Origin of the sequence: Mycobacterium sp. DL, from assembly GCF_039729195.1 — a bacterium.
GTDB lineage: Bacteria > Actinomycetota > Actinomycetes > Mycobacteriales > Mycobacteriaceae > Mycobacterium > Mycobacterium hippocampi_A.
Window position 1 is genome coordinate 2,194,016 of the sequence record NZ_CP155796.1, and the last position, 19,139, is coordinate 2,213,154.

A 19,139-nucleotide genomic window follows, 5' to 3' on the forward strand; every position below is an offset into this window, starting at 1 on the left:
AATCCCGCCATCGCCGATCAGAAGGGAACTCATGGCTGACTACACACTGCCGGACCTGGACTACGACTACGGCGCGCTGGAGCCGCATATCTCCGGTCAGATCAACGAGATTCACCATGGCAAGCACCACGCCACCTACGTCAAGGGACTCAACGACGCCATCACCAAGCTCGAAGAGGCCCGTGCAGGCGACGACCACGGCGCGATCTTCCTCAACGAGAAGAACCTGGCGTTTCACCTCGGCGGCCACGTCAACCACACCATCTGGTGGAAGAACCTCTCGCCCAACGGGGGCGACAAGCCCACCGGCGAACTCGCTGCGGCGATCGACGACCAGTTCGGATCCTTCGACCGGTTCCGCGCGCAGTTCACCGCGGCGGCCAACGGTCTTCAGGGGTCAGGCTGGGCGGTGCTCGGCTACGACACACTCGGCGCGCGGCTGCTCACGTTCCAGCTCTATGACCAGCAGGCCAACGTTCCGCTCGGCATCATCCCGTTGCTGCAGGTCGACATGTGGGAGCATGCCTACTACCTGCAGTACAAGAACGTCAAAGCCGACTACGTCAAGGCGTTCTGGAACGTCGTGAACTGGGCTGATGTGCAGAATCGTTTCACCGCGGCGACCACCACGGCGCAGGGCATCATCGTGTGATGGAACAGGTCACCCGCTGACCTGACGGCAGCCTTGCCTTCGAGCGACAGCGTCGACTGCGGCTCGATCGGGCGAGTGGCGGTGCAAAAGGGACTTCTGGTTTAAGTTTGTCGGCAGCGTCAACTGGAGGCGCCTGCCGCAGCGATCCTTCAGCAGTGAGGGGACACGATGAGTCTCGACAAGCCCACGGCGCCCGGCGCCCGGCGCATCGCGCGGGAACAACTGCCGATACCCGACCCGAAGCACGTGGGACTCACCACCTACGACGCCAAGGATCCGAACACGACATATCCGCCGATCACCGAACTGCGTCCGCCCGAGGGCGCACCCAACGTGCTGATCGTGCTGATCGACGATGTCGGCTTCGGCGCATCCTCGGCGTTCGGCGGGCCCTGTCGGACCCCTGTCGCTGAGCGGCTCGCGGCAAACGGGATCAAGCTCAACAGGTTTCACACAACCGCACTGTGCTCGCCCACTCGCCAGGCGCTGCTTACGGGACGCAACCATCACTCTGTCGGAATGGGTGCGATCACCGAGATGGCGACGTCGGCGCCGGGCAACTGCAGCATCCGGCCGAAGGAGAAGGCGCCGGTCGCCGAAACCCTCAAGCTCAACGGGTATTCCACAGCGCAGTTCGGCAAGTGCCACGAGGTCCCCGGCTGGGAGGTCACTCCGGTCGGGCCCTTCCATCAGTGGCCCACCGGTTCGGGTTTCGAGTACTTCTACGGATTCGTGGGTGGGGAGGCCAACCAGTACTACCCCGGACTCTACGAGGGCACCACCGCGGTCGAACCGCCTCGCTCGCCCGAGGAGGGCTACAACCTCACCGAGGATCTCGCCGACCGCGCGATCACCTGGGTGCGGCAGCAGAAAGCGCTGATGCCCGACAAGCCGTTCTTCATGTATTTCGCTCCGGGGGCCACCCACGCTCCGCACCAGGTCTCCAAGGAATGGTCGGACAAGTACCGGGGCGCGTTCGACGATGGCTGGGATGCTCTGCGGGAGAACATCATCGCCAAGCAGAAGGATCTCGGCGTGGTGCCGCAGGATGCCGAACTCACCCGCCGGCACGACGAGATCCCGGCGTGGGACGACATGCCCGACGAACTCAAGCCGGTGCTGGCCAGGCAGATGGAGATCTACGCAGGGTTCCTCGAGCAGACCGATCACGAGGTCGGCCGGGTCGTCGACGCGATCGACGATCTCGGCTTCCTGGACAACACGCTGATCTACTACATCATCGGCGACAACGGTGCTTCGGCCGAGGGCACCATCAACGGGTGCTTCAACGAGATGACCACGCTCAACGGTATGCCCGGCATCGAGACCGCGGAGTTCCTGCTCTCCAAGATCGATGACTTCGGCACACCCGAGGCGTACAACCACTATGCGGTCGGCTGGGCCCACGCTCTGTGCGCGCCGTATCAGTGGACCAAGCAGGTGGCGTCGCACTGGGGTGGCACCCGCAACGGCACCATCGTCCACTGGCCCGGCGGTTTGCCCGGCAGGGGCGAGACCCGCAACCAGTTCCACCACGTCATCGACGTCGCGCCCACGATCCTGGAGGCCGCAGGCGTGCCCGCGCCGACGCTGGTGAACGGGATCGCGCAGGCGCCACTGGAGGGTGTCAGCATGCTGGGCACGCTGCATGCCGCTGACGCTCCCGAGACGCACGACGTGCAGTACTTCGAGATGATGGGCAACCGCGGTGTCTACCACCAGGGCTGGACGGCTGTCACCAAACACCGCACGCCGTGGAAGGCGGACACCCCTGCGCCCTTCGACGACGATGTCTGGGAACTGTACGGTCCCGACGACTGGACGCAGTCCCGTGATCTCGCTGCCGAGCAACCTCGCAAACTTGCTGAGCTGCAACGACTCTGGCTCATCGAAGCGGTGAAGTACAACGTCGTCCCGCTCGATGACCGCGGGTTCGAGCGGATCAATCCCGACATCGCGGGACGCCCGCAGCTGATCCGTGGCAGCACCCAACTGCTCTTCCAGGGGATGCGCGTCAGCGAGTGGTGTGTGTTGACGTTGAAGAACAAGTCCCACTCGGTGACCGCGAACCTGGTGGTGCCGGAAACAGGTGCCAACGGGGTGATCATCACTCAGGGCGGCAGCGTGGGTGGGTGGTCGTTGTACGCCCACGAGGGCACGCTGAGGTACTGCTTCAACTTCTTCGGCATCGAGCATTACATCGTCAGTGCGGACACCCCGATACCGGTGGGCAAGCACCAGGTCCGGATGGAGTTCGCCTACGACGGAGGGGGATTGGCCAAAGGCGGCGACGTCACCCTCTACTACGACGGACAGCGGGTCGGAGCCGGACGGGTCGAGAAGACCATCCCGATGGGCTATTCCGCCGACGAGGCCTGCGATGTCGGATCCGACACCGGTTCGCCTGCCTCACCTGACTACGGTCCGACCGGCAACCGCTTCACCGGGGAGATCGAGTGGGTCCAACTGGACATCGGCGAGGACAGCCACGACCACCTGATCACCCCGGAGGAGAGGTTCAACCTCGCGATGGCGCGTCAGTGACCGCGTCACGTTTCCAGCAGGGACTGCCCCAGATAGCCGCCTTCTGACGCACCGGGAAGTACCGCAAAAACGGCCGACCCGATGTTGGTGACCCACCGGTTGAGCGCATCGGATGCGGCCAATCGCTGCTGTACCGGCGTGAACTGCCGCCGCGGGTCGCGCTGGTAGGCGGCGAAGATCAGACCGCAGTCGGTGGTCTGACCGGCTGGCGGAGGATGGTCGTAGTTGTACCCCCGGCGTAGAAAACGTTCATCGTCACGGCGGTGTCGTGCCAGTGCGATGTGTGCGTTGGGCGGGATGACCGGGATTCCCGCTTCGGTGGCCTCGAAGTCGGGCTCGTCGAACTCACCGACACCGGTCAGCGGCGCCCCGGACTCCAGACGGCGGCCCACCGTCAATTCCCTGCTGGTGCGGTCGAGTTCGTCCCAGGTGTCGAGTTCGGCTCTGATCCGGCGCAGGACCAGGACGGTGCCGCCGGCGAACCATCGCTGCTGTGCGCCGTCGTCCCAGACCTGACGATCGAAGTCCGCGTCGTCGCGCAGGTTCGCGGTGCCGTCGACCTGGCCCATCAGGTTGCGCATCGTCGTGCCGGAGGGCTTGGTGCCCCGCGCGTTGCGGAATCCGTTCTGCCGCCATCGCTGTGAGGTCATCGCGCGGACGTTCTTGAGCAGTACCCGACTTGTGTGGGCGACGACCACGGGATCGTCTGCGCAGATCTGGAGCAGTAGATCGCCGCCACACCACCGAGGCTCGAGGCGGTCGGTGTCAAAACCGGGTAGCGCCGCCACCGAAGCCGGTCGCGACCGGGTGAGTCCGATCCGGTCGAAGACGGTGGGCCCGAGTCCGACGGTCACGGTGAGCCGCGCGGGGTGATGCGTGAGTTCGGGTTCAGTGTCGGCCAGCGCCGGGATTCCCTGCGTGAGCCGCGCTGCGTCGGCAGTCCACAGCTTCAGGATCGCTTGCAGGGTGTCGCGAGGGGTCCGGTCACCGTCGGGCCGTAGGTCCAGCGCGACGAACAGCGAGTGCGCCTGCGGGGCGGTCCTGACCCCGCCCTGGTGCATTCCGTGGAACGGCTCGCTGTCGGAGCGCGAACCATCTGTCGCCGGGGATGGCTCGACGAATCCGCACTGGGTGAGTGTGGCGGTGGTGGCCAGCGCGGCGGCGCCCCCGGCCAGGAGGCGCCGCCGACTGACTGCGGGGTGGCCGTCAGCCATGGTCGTGCATATCGGGCTGGTAGTCCTCGTTGCCGCCGGGGAAGTCGCGGACCTGGGCGGTGACCGGCAAATCGGACCCGTCCTCGAACATCACCGTCAGCGACACCTCGGCACCTGGTCGCAGTGGTTGCCCGAGGTCCATCAACATCAGGTGATCACCTCCGGGGACCAGCTCATGTGTGCTCCCGGCCGCAACCGTCAGCCCGCCGGCCTTCGGCCGCATCATCGTGGTGCCGCCTGCATCGGGAACCACCTCGTGGATCTCGACCCGACCCGCGGCCGGAGAACTGCCGGCCACGACGTGGGCGGCGGCAGGGCCGGTATTGCGGAAGATGCCGAACACCGCGGCCATTCCGGCGTCCGCCGCGGTGGCCCACTGGTCGTCGAGTGTCACATTGGCGGCCATCGGCTCCACGGTGTGGTCGTCCGACGACGTGCAGCCGGATGCAGCGAGTGCCACCACGACGAGCGCGGTGATGAGTTTACGGAATCGGTTGTCAGACATCAGAATCCACCTTGAATTTTAGTAGTACCCTGCTGCTGCTTGACGGCGCCGATGATCAGGTCGACGACGACAAAGGCCACCAACGTGAGCCCGAGGAGCGGCAGAAACCAGCCCACCCCCGCCGCGACGACGGCCACTGTGGCGATGGCGACCGGATGCAACCGACGGAGGCCGCCGCGCAGCGGCGGACGGCCGACGGCCCACGCGGAGCCGCGAACCGGACGGCGTTGCCACCACATTCGGTATCCGCGGACGATCACGGTCAGCAGTCCGACCGCGATGCCGAGCAGCAGCAACTGGTTCAGCAGGCCGAAGAGGAGTCCCATGTGTCCCCGGATGCCCCAGTCGGCCAGCTTCGCGATCACCGAATAGTCGCGCTGGTAGTCGATCTCGCTGATCACATCGTGATCGGCGGGATCGATTGCGGCGGCATTGGTCGTCAGCCGGTAGGGCTTGTCGATCTCGGTGACGCCGACACCTTCGCCCTGCTCCGCGGGCAGTGTGAGCTCCACGGGCAGGCGCACCCCCACACCCGCCGCGGCGTCGAGCACTGCGCCGTAGTCGATCGCCGACGGGTCGAGCAGCGGGTGGTCCTTTGCGGGAGCGCCGCCGTGGCCGGAGTGGTCGCCGGCCGGGGCAGCGCTCAGCGCGGTGTCCAGTTGGGGCCGTTGCCAATCGAAGGCGGTCCTGATATCGGTGACGTGGGCCCCGGCGTAGATCGACCACGTGATTCCGGTGGCGGACAGGAACAGCAGGCCCGCCAGCAGCCAGACGCCGGTCGCCCCATGCCAATTGAGAGTCCGGGATCGTCCGGTGACGCTGCGATCGACGGTGAGGATCCGGCCTGCCCGGTTGCGGCGACGCTCACTTGCCGCCTTGACCAGCCACAGATACACGCCCCCGAGCGCCACCACCCAGAGCCAGGACGCTGCGAGCTCGCTGTAGACCCGGCCCGGTTCGCCGAGGTTGAGGTGACGGTGCAGGCCGTCGAGCCAGGTGCTCAGTGGCAGGTAGCCGAACCAGGTTGCCTCATCACCCAGCACCGCACCGGTGTAGGGATCGACGAACGCCGCACGCAACGATTCCTCGTCGAGTGTGGGGTCGGAGAGATAGATCCGGGTGGACTCCGTGTCGCCGGCCGGTGGTCGCATACCGGTCATCGTGAGTTCGGGAAAGGCGGACTGCGCCAGTGCGGCTTGTTCGCGCAGTGGCAGCGGTTGCCCCGAGGGCTCGACGAACAGGATGTCGTTGTAGACGAACCGTTCGAGTGTCGGGGCGAGCGCGTAGAGCCCGCCGGTGATCGCCGCGAGGACGAGGAACGGCGCCACCAGAACGCCGGCGTAGAAGTGAAGGCGCACAACAAAGGGCCGCCAACTTCGTCGTGCGAGCGTCGGCGGAGGCGGGGCGAGTGAATCGGGAATCGAGGTCGGTTCGATGGTGTCTTCAGGAACGGTCATGTGGTGGGGCCTTCGGTGGTCATGACGACGCGACGCGACAGCAAGCAGCGTCGGTGTCAGTGCTGTTGAGCTGGGATCATGCGGTACCGCCGTCGTCGCAGAGCGAGGACAGGCGCGCAGGCGACAACCCGCAGCGCGTCGCTGCAGGATCGTGGAAGCGAGTCGGAGAACCGCTGTTACGCGGCGGCGATCAGCTGCGGGGGAGCGCGCATACCCAGACCGGTGGTCAGGACCGGTTGCACGGCAACGATGTTCGTCGCCCGTCGAACAGTTCGTACCGGCGGTCGCGGCGCGCGCAGCGCGAACAGGCGTAGCCAGCACAGAACCGATGAGCACACGACGTAGAGGTATTCGGCCGCTGCGATGGCGACGCCCAGGATCACGGCCGCGCCGATATGGGAGGCGGCCATCGCCGGGCTCATGCCCAGCACGCTGCCGGCATGATGGTGGCCCGTCGCCGTCAGGCTCACGTGCCCCAGGAACTGCGCAGCGCACAACGCTGCAGTGGTGGCCAGCCACCGGGCGCTGCGGCCTTCCAGCCGCAGGCAGCCGACGGCCGTCCCGATGGTGGCGCAGACCAGCAGCGCGATGACCAGCGCGCCACCGAAGGGAATGCCACCGCCGGCCGCGGAGTGGGCGCCGACCGTCATCACCGACGAGGCCACACCGACCAGCGCACCGCGTAATCCGCGCGCACGTGACTTCGGCGTTCCCACGGGGGGTACCTTACCGCCCGGACTACTACAGGACTTAGTAGATCAGGGTCCGGTGTAGGTCTCGGGATCCGGACGGAACCGGGTGCCGTCGTCGAGGCCGTTGAGAACCGACATCTGGTCCTCGGTCAACTCGAAGTCGAACACCTCGAGATTGGTCTTGATCCGCTCGGGCGACGACGACCGGGGGATGACGACGTTGCCCAGTTGCAGGCTCCACCGGATCAGCACCTGCGCCGGCGTCCTGCCCTGCGCCTCGGCGATCTCGGTGACTGCGGCGTTGCCGAGGACATTGCCGACGCCCAACGGGCTGTAGGCCTCGGTGGCGATCCCGTGTTCGGCGTTGATCGCGCGCAGTTCTGCCTGGTTGAGCAGCGGATGAAGTTCGATCTGATTGACCGCCGGGATGAAGAAGGACAGGCTGATGAGGTCGTCGAGATGCTCGGAATGGAAGTTGCAGACGCCGATGGAGCGGGCGTCGCCGAGTTCCTTGGCCTTCATCAGGCCACCCCAGCTGTCGACGTACTTGCCCTCCTCGACGGCAGGCCAGTGGATCAGGTAGAGGTCGACGTAGTCGAGTCCCAGTCGTTCGAGACTGGCGGTGAGGGCGTGGCGCGAGGACGTGAAGCCCTGGTCCTCGGTCGCCAGCTTGGTCGTCACGAAGAGCTCGTCGCGCGACACCCCGGACTGTGCGATCGCCCGCCCCACGGCGGCCTCGTTGCCGTAGGCGGCCGCGGTGTCGATCATCCGGTAACCGGCCTCCAGCGCGGCCAGTACCGCGGTTTCGGACTCGGAATCCGACAACTCGCCCACGCCGAGACCGATGACCGGCATCGTGTGGTCGTCGTTGAGTGTGACGGTGGGAATCGCTGCCGCCGAGGTCATGTCACCTACCTGCTCGAGTGGAGTGCTCGTCAACCGGGCCCCGCCCATTGTCGCTTGTGGTTCGGTCCGGAACGCCTGTGTCGCTGATGGTTGACTTGTCGCCGATGACTATATTGCCGCGGAGGTTAACGCGCCTAATCATCGACGGGCCCGGTGTTTCGCCTGCCGGCTCCATGCAGCAGCCGGCGCCGGTCAGCGTCGGCGGTAGGGTCTGCCGAAACGAGGGAGCAGACATGACGCAGAGCGCGACGGGGCAAGCGCCCGCGACCGGATCCCAACTGGCTGCAGATGTGACGCAGCCTCCGATCCGTCGTCGGGTCCGCGCCAGGGACGTCGTCGCCAACAAGGTCGCCGCCGTGACGTTGCGCGGACTGCCGCACATCCCCGAACGCGTCAAACGCCTGCTGCTGGGCGGGCGCTCGATCACCATCGACGGCAACACGCTCGACACCACGTTGCAGCTGATGCTCGCCGGTCAACAGGCACTCGGTCTCGACGGCCTCGTCGCCGACGACGATTTTGTCGCCGCGCGCGTTCAACTGGAGTTGCTGTCGGCCGGCTTCCGCAAACGCGTCCCCGTCTCCGGGGTCACCGACCTGACGGTGACGGGCGCCGTGGCCCCGATCAAGGCGCGGCATTACCGCACCGACGAGCCCAACGCCCCGCTGCTTGTCTTCTACCACGGTGGCGGTCACGTGATCGGCAGCATCGACACCCACGACGACCTGTGCCGGGAGATCTGTCGGGCGGGCAGTGTCCATGTGCTGTCGGTCGACTACCGGTTGGCACCCGAGCACAAGGCCCCCGCGGGCTCCGAGGACGCGTACGCCGCCTATCTGTGGGCCTGCGAGCACGCCGCCGAGCTGGGTGCGGACCCACAGCGCGTCGCGGTGGGCGGAGACAGTGCGGGGGCGAACCTGTCGGCGGTGGTCTCGCAGCAGGCCCGCGACAACGGGGTACCGGTGCCCGCGTTACAGCTGCTGCTCTACCCGGTGACCGACCACCGCGGGCAGACCCGTTCGCGGACCCTGTTCGCCCGCGGCTTTTTCCTCACCGAGCGTGATATGGACTGGTTCACCTCCCGGTTCCTCGACGGAGCGCCGGTCGCCGGCACCGACCCGCGGGTGTCGCCGCTACTGGCCGACGACCTGTCCGGGCTGCCGCCGGCTCTGGTCGTCACCGCGGGCTTCGACCCGCTGCGCGACGAGGGCAGGCACTACGCCGAGGCCATGCGCGAGGCCGGAGTGGCCGTCGACTACCGGGAGTACGGATCGGTGGTGCACGGCTTCGCCAACTTCTTCCCGTTGGGAGGGGACAGCGCCACCGCGACCGCCGATGTCATCTCCGCGATGCGCGCACATCTGACCCGCGCCGGCTAACTGCTCCGGAACGCGCCGGTACTCTGTGTTGCGTGGCGACCAAACCCAAGAAGAACAAGAACGCGCGGTACGACCTGAAGGCCGCCGACCGTAAGCGCAACCTGTTCGTCCAGATCGGGCTGACCGCGGTCGTGGTGATCTTCGCGGTCTCCCTGGTGCTGTACATCGTGATGTCGGCCGACGAGAAGCCCACGGCGGGCGAGGCCGATCCCATCAGGGTCGAGTCGACCAGCCTGATCAAGAAGGAAGGGACCGAGGAGCCCAAGGCTGTGGTGTCGCTCTACGAGGACTTCCTGTGCCCGGCCTGCGGCCGGTTCGAGCAGCAGTTCGGCCCGACGATCAGCCAGCTCGTGGATTCCGGCGCGATCGCTGCCGACTACTACATGGTCGCCATCCTGGACCGTAGCCAGAACCAGAACTACTCGTCGCGCTCCGGTGGTGCCGCCTACTGCGTGGCCGACGAGTCGGTCGAGGCGTTCCGGCGCTTCCACGCCGCGCTCTATGCCCAGCAGCCCGGTGAGACCGGCTCGTCCTTCCCCGACAACGCGCGCCTCGTCGAGATCGCCCGTCAGGCCGGTGCAGGCGGAACCGTGCCGGAGTGCATCAACAACGGCACCTACGTCGACATGGTGAAGGGCCTCGCCGGCGCCACCAACATCAACTCCACCCCGACGATCCGGATCAACGGCGAGGAGTATCAGCCCAGCACGCCGGACGCTCTGGTCGCCAAGATCAAGGAGATCGTGGGCGACGTTCCCGCCCTGGACGCGATCGCTCCCGCACCGGCACCGGCGTCATGACCGTCACCGCGCCCACTCCGACCTCACCGGCCGATCCGTCGGCCGGCGAGCCGGTTGGTGGCGCGGTGGCGCGGAGTAGCGCGCTGTGGGTGCTGATCGCCGGTGTCGTCGGTCTGGCGTCAGCGCTGACCTTGACGATCGAGAAGATCGAACTGCTGATCAACCCCGACTACGTGCCGTCCTGCAGCATCAACCCGGTGCTGTCCTGCGGCTCGGTGATGGTCACCCCGCAGGCCGAGCTGTTCGGATTCCCGAACCCGCTGATCGGCATCGTCTCCTTCGCCGTCGTGGTCGTGACGGGCGTGCTGGCCCTGGCGAAGGTGAACCTGCCGCGCTGGTACTGGGCCGGTCTGGCCGGGGGCGCGCTGCTGGGCACCGTGTTCGTGCACTGGCTGATCTTCCAGAGCCTGTACCGGATCGGCGCGCTGTGCCCCTACTGCATGGTGGTGTGGGCGGTGACCGTCCCGTTGCTCGTGGTGGCCGCGTCGATTGCGCTGCAGCCGCAGCACAGCGGATCAGCCCTGGTCAGAGGCATCTACACGTGGCGCTGGTCGCTGGTCGCGTTGTGGTTCACCGCGGTGATCCTGCTGATCCTCGAGCGTTTCTGGAACTACTGGTCGACTCTCATCTGATTGGCCGGAACCGCCTAGGTCAGAGGTTTTCGGAAGGTTAGAGTGAACCGTGACCGGTCAGATTTCGAAGGTTCTTGTTGCCAACCGCGGTGAAATCGCCATCCGTGCGTTCCGCGCCGCCTACGAGATGGGCATCGCCACGGTCGCGGTCTACCCGCACGAGGATCGCAACTCCCTGCACCGGTTGAAGGCCGACGAGTCCTATCAGATCGGCGAGATCGGCCATCCTGTCCGGGCCTACCTGTCGGTCGACGAGATGATCCGGGTCGCCACCCAGGCAGGGGCGGACGCGATCTATCCGGGATACGGCTTCCTGTCGGAGAACCCGGAACTGGCGGCGTCCTGCGCGGCGGCGGGCATCACGTTCGTGGGCCCCAGCGCGGGGGTGCTGGAGCTGACCGGGAACAAGGCCAGGGCGATCGCAGCGGCGCGCGCCGCCGGCCTTCCGGTGCTGACGTCCTCGGAGCCGTCGGCGTCGGTCGACGAACTGGTCGAAGCTGCGCGCGACATGGAGTTCCCGCTGTTCGTCAAGGCAGTGTCCGGTGGTGGCGGTCGCGGCATGCGGCGGGTGACCGACCGCGCCGCGTTGAACGAGGCCATCGAGGCCGCCAGCCGCGAGGCCGAGTCGGCGTTCGGCGATGCGACGGTCTACCTCGAGCAGGCGGTCCTCAACCCGCGCCACATCGAGGTGCAGATCCTGGCGGACACCGCCGGAAACGTGATGCATCTGTTCGAACGCGACTGCAGCGTGCAGCGCCGGCACCAGAAGGTCATCGAGCTCGCGCCCGCTCCGAATCTGTCGGAGGAGTTGCGGCAGAAGATCTGTGACGACGCCGTCTCGTTCGCCCGCGAGATCGACTACACCTGTGCCGGCACGGTGGAGTTCCTGCTCGACGAGCGCGGGCATCACGTGTTCATCGAGTGCAACCCGCGGATCCAGGTGGAGCACACCGTCACCGAGGAGATCACCGACGTCGACCTGGTGGCGAGCCAGATGCGGATCGCGGCGGGGGAGACGCTCGCCGACCTCGGGCTGAGTCAGGACTCGCTGGTCATCCGCGGTGCGGCGATGCAGTGCCGGATCACCACCGAGGATCCTGCCAACGGCTTCCGTCCCGACACCGGCCGGATCACCGCCTACCGTTCACCGGGCGGCGCGGGTATCCGACTCGACGGTGGTGCGGTGCTCGGCGGTGAGATCGGCGCGCACTTCGACTCGATGCTGGTCAAACTCACCTGTCGCGGTAGGGATTTCAACGCCGCGGTGGCCCGGGCATATCGGGCGCTGGCCGAGTTCCGGATCCGCGGGGTGTCGACGAACATCCCGTTCCTGCAGGCGGTGATCGACGATCCCGATTTCCGCGCCGGGCGGGTCACCACGTCGTTCATCGACGAACGGCCGTATCTGCTGACCGCCCGCTCGCCGGCGGACCGTGGCACCAAGATCCTCAACTATCTGGCCGAGGTCACGGTCAACCAGCCGCACGGCCCGCGGACGTCGACGGTCTATCCGCAGGACAAATTGCCGCAGGTCGACCTCGACGCGATGCCGCCGCGCGGCAGCAAGCACCTGCTGACCGAGGTGGGTCCGGAGGCGTTCGCCCGATGGATGCGGGAATCGAGATCCCTCGGGGTCACCGACACGACGTTCCGCGATGCCCACCAGTCCCTGTTGGCGACCCGGATCCGCACGTCCGGCCTGTTGATGGTGGCGCCCCACATCGCGCGGATGACGCCGCAGTTGCTGTCGATCGAGTGCTGGGGCGGCGCGACTTACGATGTGGCGCTTCGGTTCCTGAAGGAGGATCCCTGGGACAGGCTCGCCGCGCTGCGGGAAGCGGTCCCCAACATCTGTCTGCAGATGCTCCTGCGCGGCCGCAACACCGTCGGGTACACGCCGTACCCCGAGTCGGTCACCCACGCGTTCGTGCAGGAGGCGACCGCAACGGGTATCGACATCTACCGCATCTTCGATGCGCTCAACAACGTCGATTCGATGCGGCCGGCCATCGACGCGGTGCGTGAAACCGGCACGGCGGTAGCCGAAGTCGCGATGTCCTACACCGGAGACCTGTCCGATCCGGCCGAGAACCTGTACACGCTGGACTACTACCTCAAGCTCGCCGAGCAGATCGTCGACGCCGGCGCGCACGTGCTGGCGATCAAGGACATGGCCGGTCTGCTGCGTCCGCAGGCGGCGGCTGTGTTGGTCAGCGCGTTGCGGAGCCGATTCGACCTGCCGGTGCATGTGCACACCCATGACACACCCGGCGGTCAGCTGGCCACCTACCTGGCGGCCTGGCAGGCCGGGGCCAACGCCGTCGACGGCGCCTCCGCACCGCTGGCCGGCACGACGAGCCAGCCCGCTCTGAGCTCCATCGTCGCCGCGACGGCGCACACCGAGTACGACACCGGGCTGTCACTGGCTGCGGTGTGCGACCTGGAGCCCTACTGGGAAGCGCTGCGAAAGGTGTACGCGCCGTTCGAGTCAGGTCTTCCGGCGCCCACCGGGCGGGTGTATCACCACGAGATTCCGGGGGGTCAGCTGTCCAATCTGCGCCAGCAGGCGATCGCGCTGGGGCTGGGCGACCGCTTCGAGGACATCGAGGCCGCCTACGCGGCCTCCGACCGCATCCTGGGACGGCTGGTCAAGGTGACCCCGTCGTCGAAGGTCGTCGGCGACCTTGCGCTGGCCCTGGTCGGTGCGGGCATCACCGCCGATGAATTCGCCTCGGATCCGGCGCGGTTCGACATCCCGGATTCGGTCATCGGATTCCTGCGCGGCGAACTCGGTGATCCTCCGGGAGGCTGGCCCGAACCGTTGCGGAGCAAGGCGCTGGCCGGACGCGCCCCCGCCAAGGTGCAGGCCGACCTCACCGCGGAGGACGAAGAGGCGCTGGCTCAGGCCGGGCCGGCGCGTCAGGCCGCCTTGAACCGGTTGCTGTTCCCTGGCCCGACAAAGGAATTCGAGGCGCACCGCGAGGTCTACGGGGACACCTCGAGCCTGTCGGCCAACCAGTTCTTCTACGGCCTGCGCCACGGCGACGAGCACCGGGTGACCCTCGAACGCGGTGTCCAGCTGTTGATCGGTCTGGAGGCGATCTCCGATGCCGACGAGCGCGGCATGCGCACCGTGATGTGCATCATCAACGGCCAGCTGCGGCCGGTGGTGGTCCGCGACCGCAGTGTGGCCAGCGAGGTGCCCGCCGCCGAGAAGGCCGACCGCAACAACCCCGACCACGTGGCGGCGCCGTTCGCCGGCGTGGTCACCGTCAGCGTTGCCGACGGTGACACTGTCGAAGCCGGCCAGACCATCGCCACCATCGAGGCGATGAAGATGGAGGCCGGGATCACCGCGCCGAAGGCCGGCACCGTCTCACGTGTCGCGGTGGCAGCGACCGCGCAGGTCGAAGGCGGCGATCTGCTGGTGGTCGTCACCTGACCCGCATCATCGCCGGCGTTCTGGGAGGGCGCCGAATCGCGGTGCCGCAGCACAAGTCCGGCCGGGGTACCCGTCCGACCACAGACCGGGTGCGCGAGTCCCTGTTCAACCTGTTGGCGGCGCGGATCGACTTCGCCGGCCTCGCGGTGCTCGACCTCTACGCCGGTTCCGGGGCGCTGGGACTGGAGGCGCTGTCGCGGGGTGCGGCGTCGGCGCTGTTCGTGGAATCCGATGGCAAAGCGGCGGCGGTGATCACGCAGAACATCTCATCGCTGGGCGTACGGAACGCGTCGGTGCGCCGGGGCACGGTGGCGGCAGTGCTGGCCACCAGCCCGGCCCGGCCGGTGGACCTGGTGCTCGCCGACCCGCCGTACGAGGTCGACAACACCGTCGTCGCTGAGATGCTCCTGGCACTCGACACCGGCGGCTGGTCGACGTCCGGCACCGTTGCCGTGGTGGAGCGCGCGGCGTCGAGTCCCGAGATCCGGTGGCCGCCCGGATGGTCGGTGTGGAGCGCCCGCCGCTACGGCGACACCCGCATCGAGCTCGCCGAACGCGACTGATCGCGGAGGCTGCTAGCGTCGATCGTCATGAGCGGAGCGGTGTGCCCGGGATCCTTCGATCCGGTGACCCTCGGTCACATCGACGTCTTCGAGCGGGCGTCGGCCCAGTTCGACGAGCTGGTGATCGCGGTGCTCGTCAACCCGAACAAGAAGGGCATGTTCAGCGTCGAGGAGCGGATCGCGCTGATCGAAGAGTCCACGGCCCACCTGCCCAACGTGCGCGCGGAATCCGGGCAGGGGCTCGTCGTCGACTTCGTCAAGGGGCGGGGGATGACGGCGATCGTCAAAGGTCTGCGCACCGGGACCGATTTCGAGTACGAGCTGCAGATGGCCCAGATGAACAAGCACATCGCGGGCGTCGACACGTTCTTCGTCGCCACCAATCCCCAGTACTCATTCGTGTCCTCATCGCTGGCCAAAGAGGTGGCGATGCTGGGCGGTGACGTCTCGGCACTGCTGCCGGAGCCGGTGAATGTGCGCGTGCAGGCCAAGCTCGCCGAACGAAGCTGAGCCCGCCACCCCACCGGGCCGGGGGATTGACATAATGCAGGGCAGTCGTAATTGGTAACGACACACCGGTGCCGGTAGCTGAGTCACAGGCGTAACACCAGGCACACTGGTCACTGTCAAACTACGCCTGGAGGGTGTCGCCGTGTACCGAGTTTTTGAAGCGCTCGATGAATTGGGCGCAATTGTCGAAGAAGCCCGCGGCGTGCCGATGACGGCAGGCTGCGTCGTGCCCCGCGGTGACGTCCTCGAGTTGATCGACGACATCAAGGACGCGATTCCCGGCGAACTCGACGATGCGCAGGACGTGCTCGACGCACGCGACTCGCTGCTGCGTGAGGCCAAGGAACATTCGGATTCGACCGTGTCGACGGCCAACGCCGAGGCCGATTCGATGGTCAACCACGCCAGGGCAGAGGCCGACCGCCTGCTCGCGGATGCGAAGTCGCAAGCCGACCGCATGGTCGCCGAAGCCCGCCAGCACAGCGAACGGATGGTCGGCGAGGCGCGCGAAGAGGCCAACCGGATCGCCGCCTCGGCAAAGCGCGAGTACGAGGCCAGTACCGGCCGGGCCAAGTCCGAGGCGGACCGGCTGATCGAGAGCGGCAACCTGACCTACGAGAAGGCCGTGCAGGAAGGCATCAAGGAGCAGCAGCGCCTGGTGTCGCAGACCGAGATCGTGGCGACGGCGACGGCGGAGGCCACCCGCCTGATCGATTCCGCGCATGCCGAAGCCGACCGCTTGCGGGGCGAGTGCGACATCTATGTCGACAGCAAACTCGCCGAGTTCGAGGACTTCCTCAACGGCACCATCCGGTCGGTCGGCCGCGGACGTCACCAGTTGCGGACCGCCGCGGGAACCCACGACTACGCGGCCCGCTGACCCCTGGGCGCCGACCGTACGATACGTGCATGGCGACGCATGCACAGACGGCCGCGCGCCGCGGACCTCGATCACCGCTGCTCATAGACATCGGCCGACTCGGTCGGCGGCCCGGTTCGATGATCACTCTGCAGACCACGCTCGCGAGTCCGTCGCGGATGGGCCTCGATCTGATGGCAGTGGACGAGGGCGCCCCGCTGGAGTTGGACCTGCGCCTGGAATCGGTGTCCGAGGGTGTGCTGGTCACGGGCACCGTCGCGGCGCCGACGTCGGGCGAGTGCGCGCGGTGTCTGCAGCCGATCACCGGTGACGTCGAGATCGAGCTGACGGAATTGTTCGCCTACCCCGACAGCGCGACCGACGAGACATCCGACGATGACGAGGTCGCCCGGGTCACCCGCGAGGGCAGCGCCGAAGCCGTCGATCTCGAGCAGCCCATCATCGACGCCCTGGGGTTGGCTCTGCCGTTCTCCCCGGTGTGCGGCCCGGATTGTGCCGGGCTTTGCCAGCAGTGCGGAATCCCGCTGGCCGGCGCCGAGCCCGGGCATCACCACGAGCAGATCGATCCGCGGTGGGCAAAGTTGGCCGAGCTTCGCGAGCAGCCCGGAGACGATTCGTGACGGTCGACCGCGCGCTACTGCTCAAAGCGCTCGGGGTGGACCTGCCGGACGAACTGCTCACGATGGCGCTCACCCATCGCAGCTACTCCTATGAGCACGGCGGGCTGCCCACCAACGAACGCCTGGAGTTCCTCGGAGACTCGGTGCTCGGACTGACCATCACCGAGGAGCTCTACCATCGGCATCCCGACCGGTCCGAAGGTGATCTGGCCAAGCTGCGGGCGAGCATCGTCAACACCCACGCGCTCGCCGACGTCGGACGTCAGCTCACCGAGGACGGGCTCGGTTCGTACCTGCTGCTGGGCAGGGGTGAAGAGAACTCCGGCGGCGCCGACAAGTCGAGCATCCTCGCCGACGGCGTCGAATCACTGCTCGGCGCAATCTATCTCGAACACGGCGCCACCGTGGTGCGGGACGTCATCTTGCGGTTGTTCGCCGACCTGCTGACCACTGCCCCGACGCTGGGCGCGGGTCTGGACTGGAAGAGCAGCCTGCAGGAGTTGACCGCTTCCCGGGGCTTGGGCGTGCCGGCCTACCTCGTCACCTCGACTGGGCCGGATCACGACAAGGAGTTCACCGCCGCGGTCGTCGTCGGGGAGACCGAATACGGAAAAGGCATCGGCCGCACCAAAAAAGAGGCTGAACTCAAGGCTGCTGCGGCGGCGTGGAATGCCCTCGACAGTGCCTGACCCGAATGCCTGAGCTTCCCGAGGTGGAGGTGGTCCGGCGCGGCCTGGCCGAGCACATCACCGGCAGGACCATCACCGCGGTGCGGGTGCACCATCCGCGCGCTGTGCGCAGGCACGAAGCCGGCACGGCCGACCTGACCGCCCGACTGCTCGACACCAGGATCACCGGCACGGGCCGACGCGGGAAGTACCTGTGGCTCGAGCTCGACGACGGTGCCGCGCTCGTGGTGCACCTGGGAATGAGCGGACAGATGCTGCTCGGTGAGGTGCCCAATGCGAACCATCTGCGCATCGCCGCGCTGCTCGACGACGGCACCACGATCAGCTTCGTCGACCAACGCACCTTCGGGGGCTGGATGATCGCCGATATGGTGACTGTCGACGGGACCGATGTGCCGGTGCCGGTGGCGCACATCGCCCGTGACCCGCTGGACCCGGGTTTCGATCGTGACGCTGTTGTCAAAGTGTTGCGGCAGAGGCACTCTGAGATCAAGCGTCAGCTGTTGAACCAGTCCGTCGTCTCGGGTATCGGCAACATCTACGCCGACGAGGCACTGTGGCGGGCCGGGGTCAACGGCGCCCGGCTGGCCTCGGCGCTGCCCAAGCGCAAACTGGTCGAACTGCTCGACGCGGCCGCCGAGGTGATGACCGATGCGCTCGGACAGGGCGGCACCTCGTTCGACTCGCTCTATGTGAACGTCAACGGCGAGTCCGGCTACTTCGACCGGTCGCTGGATGCGTACGGCCGCGAAGGTGAACCGTGCCGTCGCTGCGGAGCGGTCATGCGCAGGGAGAAGTTCATGAACCGCTCGTCGTTCTACTGTCCGCGCTGCCAGCCACGCCCGCGAACGTGACCCACCTCCGCCGCGGAACAGCATTCCGGGCTGCGGATCGGGCCACGATCACGACCGGGAACGCTATTCCGCGGAGAGGTTGTAGAAATAGGGGATGACCGAACTGTGGGTGGAGCGTACCGGCGTGCGCCATTACACCGGGCGTAGCGAGCGCGGCGCCGAGGTCCTGATCGCCTCCGAGGACGTCGAGGGCGCGTTCACTCCCGGGGAGCTGATGAAGATCGCGCTGGCCGCGTGTAGCGGGATGAGCAGCGACCAGCCACTGCGGCGGCGCCTCGGCGACGACTACGCGGCGACGATCCGGGTGTCGGGGCCCGCCGACCGCGAGCAGGAGCGCTATCCGCTGCTGGAGGAGTCACTCGAGGTCGACCTGTCCGGGCTCGGCGAGGACGAGCTCACACGGTTGCTCACCGTCGTCGAACGCGCGATCGACCAGGTGTGCACAGTGGGGCGGACGTTGAAATCGGGTACTAAAGTGACGTTTGAGGTCAAAGATGTTGGGCGAGACTGACGTCCGGCTGACGGCCTGGGTCCACGGACACGTCCAGGGCGTGGGTTTCCGCTGGTGGACGCGGTCGCGGGCACTCGAACTGGGTCTGGCGGGTTACGCGTCGAACCGGCCTGACGGGCGCGTCCAGGTCGTCGCCCAAGGTCCCCGCGACGCCTGCGAGCGGCTACTTGACCTGCTGAAAAGCGCAAACACCCCCGGTCACGTCGACAAAGTGATCGCGGACTGGTCCGAACCGGCCGACGCGCTCACGGGCTTCACCGAGCGCTGACCCGCGCGGCGGTAGGGTTTC

19 protein-coding genes are annotated in these 19,139 nt (G+C 67.1%); 14 read left to right on the top strand and 5 right to left on the bottom strand.

The features are described 5' to 3' along the window. The first annotated feature begins 31 nt into the window (after positions 1-31). Together ABDC78_RS10505 and ABDC78_RS10510 are read left to right on the top strand one after the other, a co-directional pair. Entirely contained in the window at positions 32-652 is a 621-nt protein-coding gene (locus tag ABDC78_RS10505) for a superoxide dismutase (RefSeq protein ID WP_178362163.1), read from the top strand. A 168-nt stretch (positions 653-820) separates the two neighbouring features. Further along, the gene (locus ABDC78_RS10510; RefSeq protein WP_178362164.1) at positions 821-3,196 is read left to right on the top strand and encodes an arylsulfatase; all 2,376 of its coding nucleotides are present in this window, start codon (positions 821-823) and stop codon (positions 3,194-3,196) included. 5 nt (positions 3,197-3,201) lie between these two features. Here the strand turns inward: ABDC78_RS10510 and ABDC78_RS10515 are convergent, their stop codons facing one another. From ABDC78_RS10515 to ABDC78_RS10535, 5 genes are all read right to left on the bottom strand, one after another. Further along, entirely contained in the window at positions 3,202-4,410 is a 1,209-nt protein-coding gene (locus tag ABDC78_RS10515) for a Dyp-type peroxidase (RefSeq protein ID WP_178362165.1), read from the bottom strand. Then, a complete protein-coding gene (locus ABDC78_RS10520) occupies positions 4,403-4,915 on the bottom strand; it encodes a copper chaperone PCu(A)C (protein WP_178362166.1) in 513 nt (170 codons plus the stop codon). Before ABDC78_RS10520 ends, ABDC78_RS10515 begins: the two co-directional genes overlap by 8 nt. Next, positions 4,915-6,372, bottom strand: a complete 1,458-nt coding sequence (locus ABDC78_RS10525) for a PepSY domain-containing protein (RefSeq protein WP_178362167.1) — start codon at positions 6,370-6,372, stop codon at positions 4,915-4,917. Before ABDC78_RS10525 ends, ABDC78_RS10520 begins: the two co-directional genes overlap by 1 nt. 176 nt (positions 6,373-6,548) lie before the next feature. Then, positions 6,549-7,088, bottom strand: a complete 540-nt coding sequence (locus tag ABDC78_RS10530; protein WP_178362168.1) for a hypothetical protein — start codon at positions 7,086-7,088, stop codon at positions 6,549-6,551. A gap of 42 nt (positions 7,089-7,130) precedes the next feature. Next, entirely contained in the window at positions 7,131-7,970 is an 840-nt protein-coding gene (locus ABDC78_RS10535; RefSeq protein ID WP_178362169.1) for an aldo/keto reductase, read from the bottom strand. A 233-nt stretch (positions 7,971-8,203) separates the two neighbouring features. On the opposite strand from ABDC78_RS10535, the gene ABDC78_RS10540 reads away from it, so the two are divergent. The 12 genes from ABDC78_RS10540 to ABDC78_RS10595 all read left to right on the top strand — a co-directional run bounded on the left by ABDC78_RS10540 (position 8,204) and on the right by ABDC78_RS10595 (position 19,118). Continuing rightward, positions 8,204-9,349 (top strand): alpha/beta hydrolase, encoded by a 1,146-nt coding sequence (locus ABDC78_RS10540; protein WP_178362170.1) that lies wholly within the window; start codon positions 8,204-8,206, stop codon positions 9,347-9,349. A 32-nt stretch (positions 9,350-9,381) separates the two neighbouring features. Next, complete coding sequence (locus ABDC78_RS10545; RefSeq protein ID WP_178362171.1) at positions 9,382-10,149, top strand: thioredoxin domain-containing protein; 768 nt, start codon at positions 9,382-9,384, stop codon at positions 10,147-10,149. Continuing rightward, positions 10,146-10,781 carry a vitamin K epoxide reductase family protein gene (locus ABDC78_RS10550; RefSeq protein WP_178362172.1) on the top strand — a complete coding sequence of 212 codons (636 nt, stop codon included), beginning with the start codon at positions 10,146-10,148 and terminating at the stop codon, positions 10,779-10,781. Before ABDC78_RS10545 ends, ABDC78_RS10550 begins: the two co-directional genes overlap by 4 nt. A gap of 61 nt (positions 10,782-10,842) precedes the next feature. Then, complete coding sequence (locus ABDC78_RS10555; RefSeq protein ID WP_347133494.1) at positions 10,843-14,223, top strand: pyruvate carboxylase; 3,381 nt, start codon at positions 10,843-10,845, stop codon at positions 14,221-14,223. Further along, the gene (gene rsmD / locus ABDC78_RS10560; protein WP_178362382.1) at positions 14,220-14,786 is read left to right on the top strand and encodes a 16S rRNA (guanine(966)-N(2))-methyltransferase RsmD; all 567 of its coding nucleotides are present in this window, start codon (positions 14,220-14,222) and stop codon (positions 14,784-14,786) included. The genes ABDC78_RS10555 and rsmD overlap by 4 nt, the downstream gene beginning before the upstream one ends. Before the next feature lie 27 nt (positions 14,787-14,813). Beyond that, a complete protein-coding gene (gene coaD / locus ABDC78_RS10565; RefSeq protein ID WP_178362174.1) occupies positions 14,814-15,296 on the top strand; it encodes a pantetheine-phosphate adenylyltransferase in 483 nt (160 codons plus the stop codon). Between the two features lie 142 nt (positions 15,297-15,438). Then, positions 15,439-16,176: a cell division protein SepIVA gene (gene sepIVA, locus ABDC78_RS10570; protein WP_178362175.1), complete on the top strand. Its 738-nt coding sequence runs from the start codon at positions 15,439-15,441 to the stop codon at positions 16,174-16,176. Positions 16,177-16,205: 29 nt separating this feature from the next. After that, positions 16,206-16,796, top strand: coding sequence for a DUF177 domain-containing protein (locus ABDC78_RS10575; RefSeq protein ID WP_178362176.1), 591 nt, complete (start codon positions 16,206-16,208; stop codon positions 16,794-16,796). After that, positions 16,793-17,485 carry a ribonuclease III gene (gene rnc, locus ABDC78_RS10580; protein ID WP_347133431.1) on the top strand — a complete coding sequence of 231 codons (693 nt, stop codon included), beginning with the start codon at positions 16,793-16,795 and terminating at the stop codon, positions 17,483-17,485. Before ABDC78_RS10575 ends, rnc begins: the two co-directional genes overlap by 4 nt. A 5-nt stretch (positions 17,486-17,490) precedes the next feature. After that, the gene (gene mutM, locus ABDC78_RS10585; RefSeq protein WP_178362178.1) at positions 17,491-18,339 is read left to right on the top strand and encodes a bifunctional DNA-formamidopyrimidine glycosylase/DNA-(apurinic or apyrimidinic site) lyase; all 849 of its coding nucleotides are present in this window, start codon (positions 17,491-17,493) and stop codon (positions 18,337-18,339) included. Positions 18,340-18,433: 94 nt separating this feature from the next. Next, positions 18,434-18,850 carry an OsmC family protein gene (locus ABDC78_RS10590; RefSeq protein ID WP_178362179.1) on the top strand — a complete coding sequence of 139 codons (417 nt, stop codon included), beginning with the start codon at positions 18,434-18,436 and terminating at the stop codon, positions 18,848-18,850. After that, positions 18,834-19,118 (top strand): acylphosphatase, encoded by a 285-nt coding sequence (locus ABDC78_RS10595; protein WP_178362180.1) that lies wholly within the window; start codon positions 18,834-18,836, stop codon positions 19,116-19,118. The genes ABDC78_RS10590 and ABDC78_RS10595 overlap by 17 nt, the downstream gene beginning before the upstream one ends. Positions 19,119-19,139 lie beyond the last annotated feature (21 nt).

What these genes read in the sequence shown, in the direction of transcription:
- ABDC78_RS10505 (WP_178362163.1), top strand. Translation starts at nt 32, where the DNA reads ATGGCTGACTACACACTGCCGGACCTGGACTACGACTACGGCGCGCTG.
- ABDC78_RS10510 (WP_178362164.1), top strand. Translation starts at nt 821, where the DNA reads ATGAGTCTCGACAAGCCCACGGCGCCCGGCGCCCGGCGCATCGCGCGG.
- ABDC78_RS10515 (WP_178362165.1), bottom strand. Translation starts at nt 4,410, where the DNA reads ATGGCTGACGGCCACCCCGCAGTCAGTCGGCGGCGCCTCCTGGCCGGG.
- ABDC78_RS10520 (WP_178362166.1), bottom strand. Translation starts at nt 4,915, where the DNA reads ATGTCTGACAACCGATTCCGTAAACTCATCACCGCGCTCGTCGTGGTG.
- ABDC78_RS10525 (WP_178362167.1), bottom strand. Translation starts at nt 6,372, where the DNA reads ATGACCGTTCCTGAAGACACCATCGAACCGACCTCGATTCCCGATTCA.
- ABDC78_RS10535 (WP_178362169.1), bottom strand. Translation starts at nt 7,970, where the DNA reads ATGACCTCGGCGGCAGCGATTCCCACCGTCACACTCAACGACGACCAC.
- ABDC78_RS10540 (WP_178362170.1), top strand. Translation starts at nt 8,204, where the DNA reads ATGACGCAGAGCGCGACGGGGCAAGCGCCCGCGACCGGATCCCAACTG.
- ABDC78_RS10550 (WP_178362172.1), top strand. Translation starts at nt 10,146, where the DNA reads ATGACCGTCACCGCGCCCACTCCGACCTCACCGGCCGATCCGTCGGCC.
- coaD (WP_178362174.1), top strand. Translation starts at nt 14,814, where the DNA reads ATGAGCGGAGCGGTGTGCCCGGGATCCTTCGATCCGGTGACCCTCGGT.
- ABDC78_RS10575 (WP_178362176.1), top strand. Translation starts at nt 16,206, where the DNA reads ATGGCGACGCATGCACAGACGGCCGCGCGCCGCGGACCTCGATCACCG.
- mutM (WP_178362178.1), top strand. Translation starts at nt 17,491, where the DNA reads ATGCCTGAGCTTCCCGAGGTGGAGGTGGTCCGGCGCGGCCTGGCCGAG.
- ABDC78_RS10590 (WP_178362179.1), top strand. Translation starts at nt 18,434, where the DNA reads ATGACCGAACTGTGGGTGGAGCGTACCGGCGTGCGCCATTACACCGGG.
- ABDC78_RS10595 (WP_178362180.1), top strand. Translation starts at nt 18,834, where the DNA reads ATGTTGGGCGAGACTGACGTCCGGCTGACGGCCTGGGTCCACGGACAC.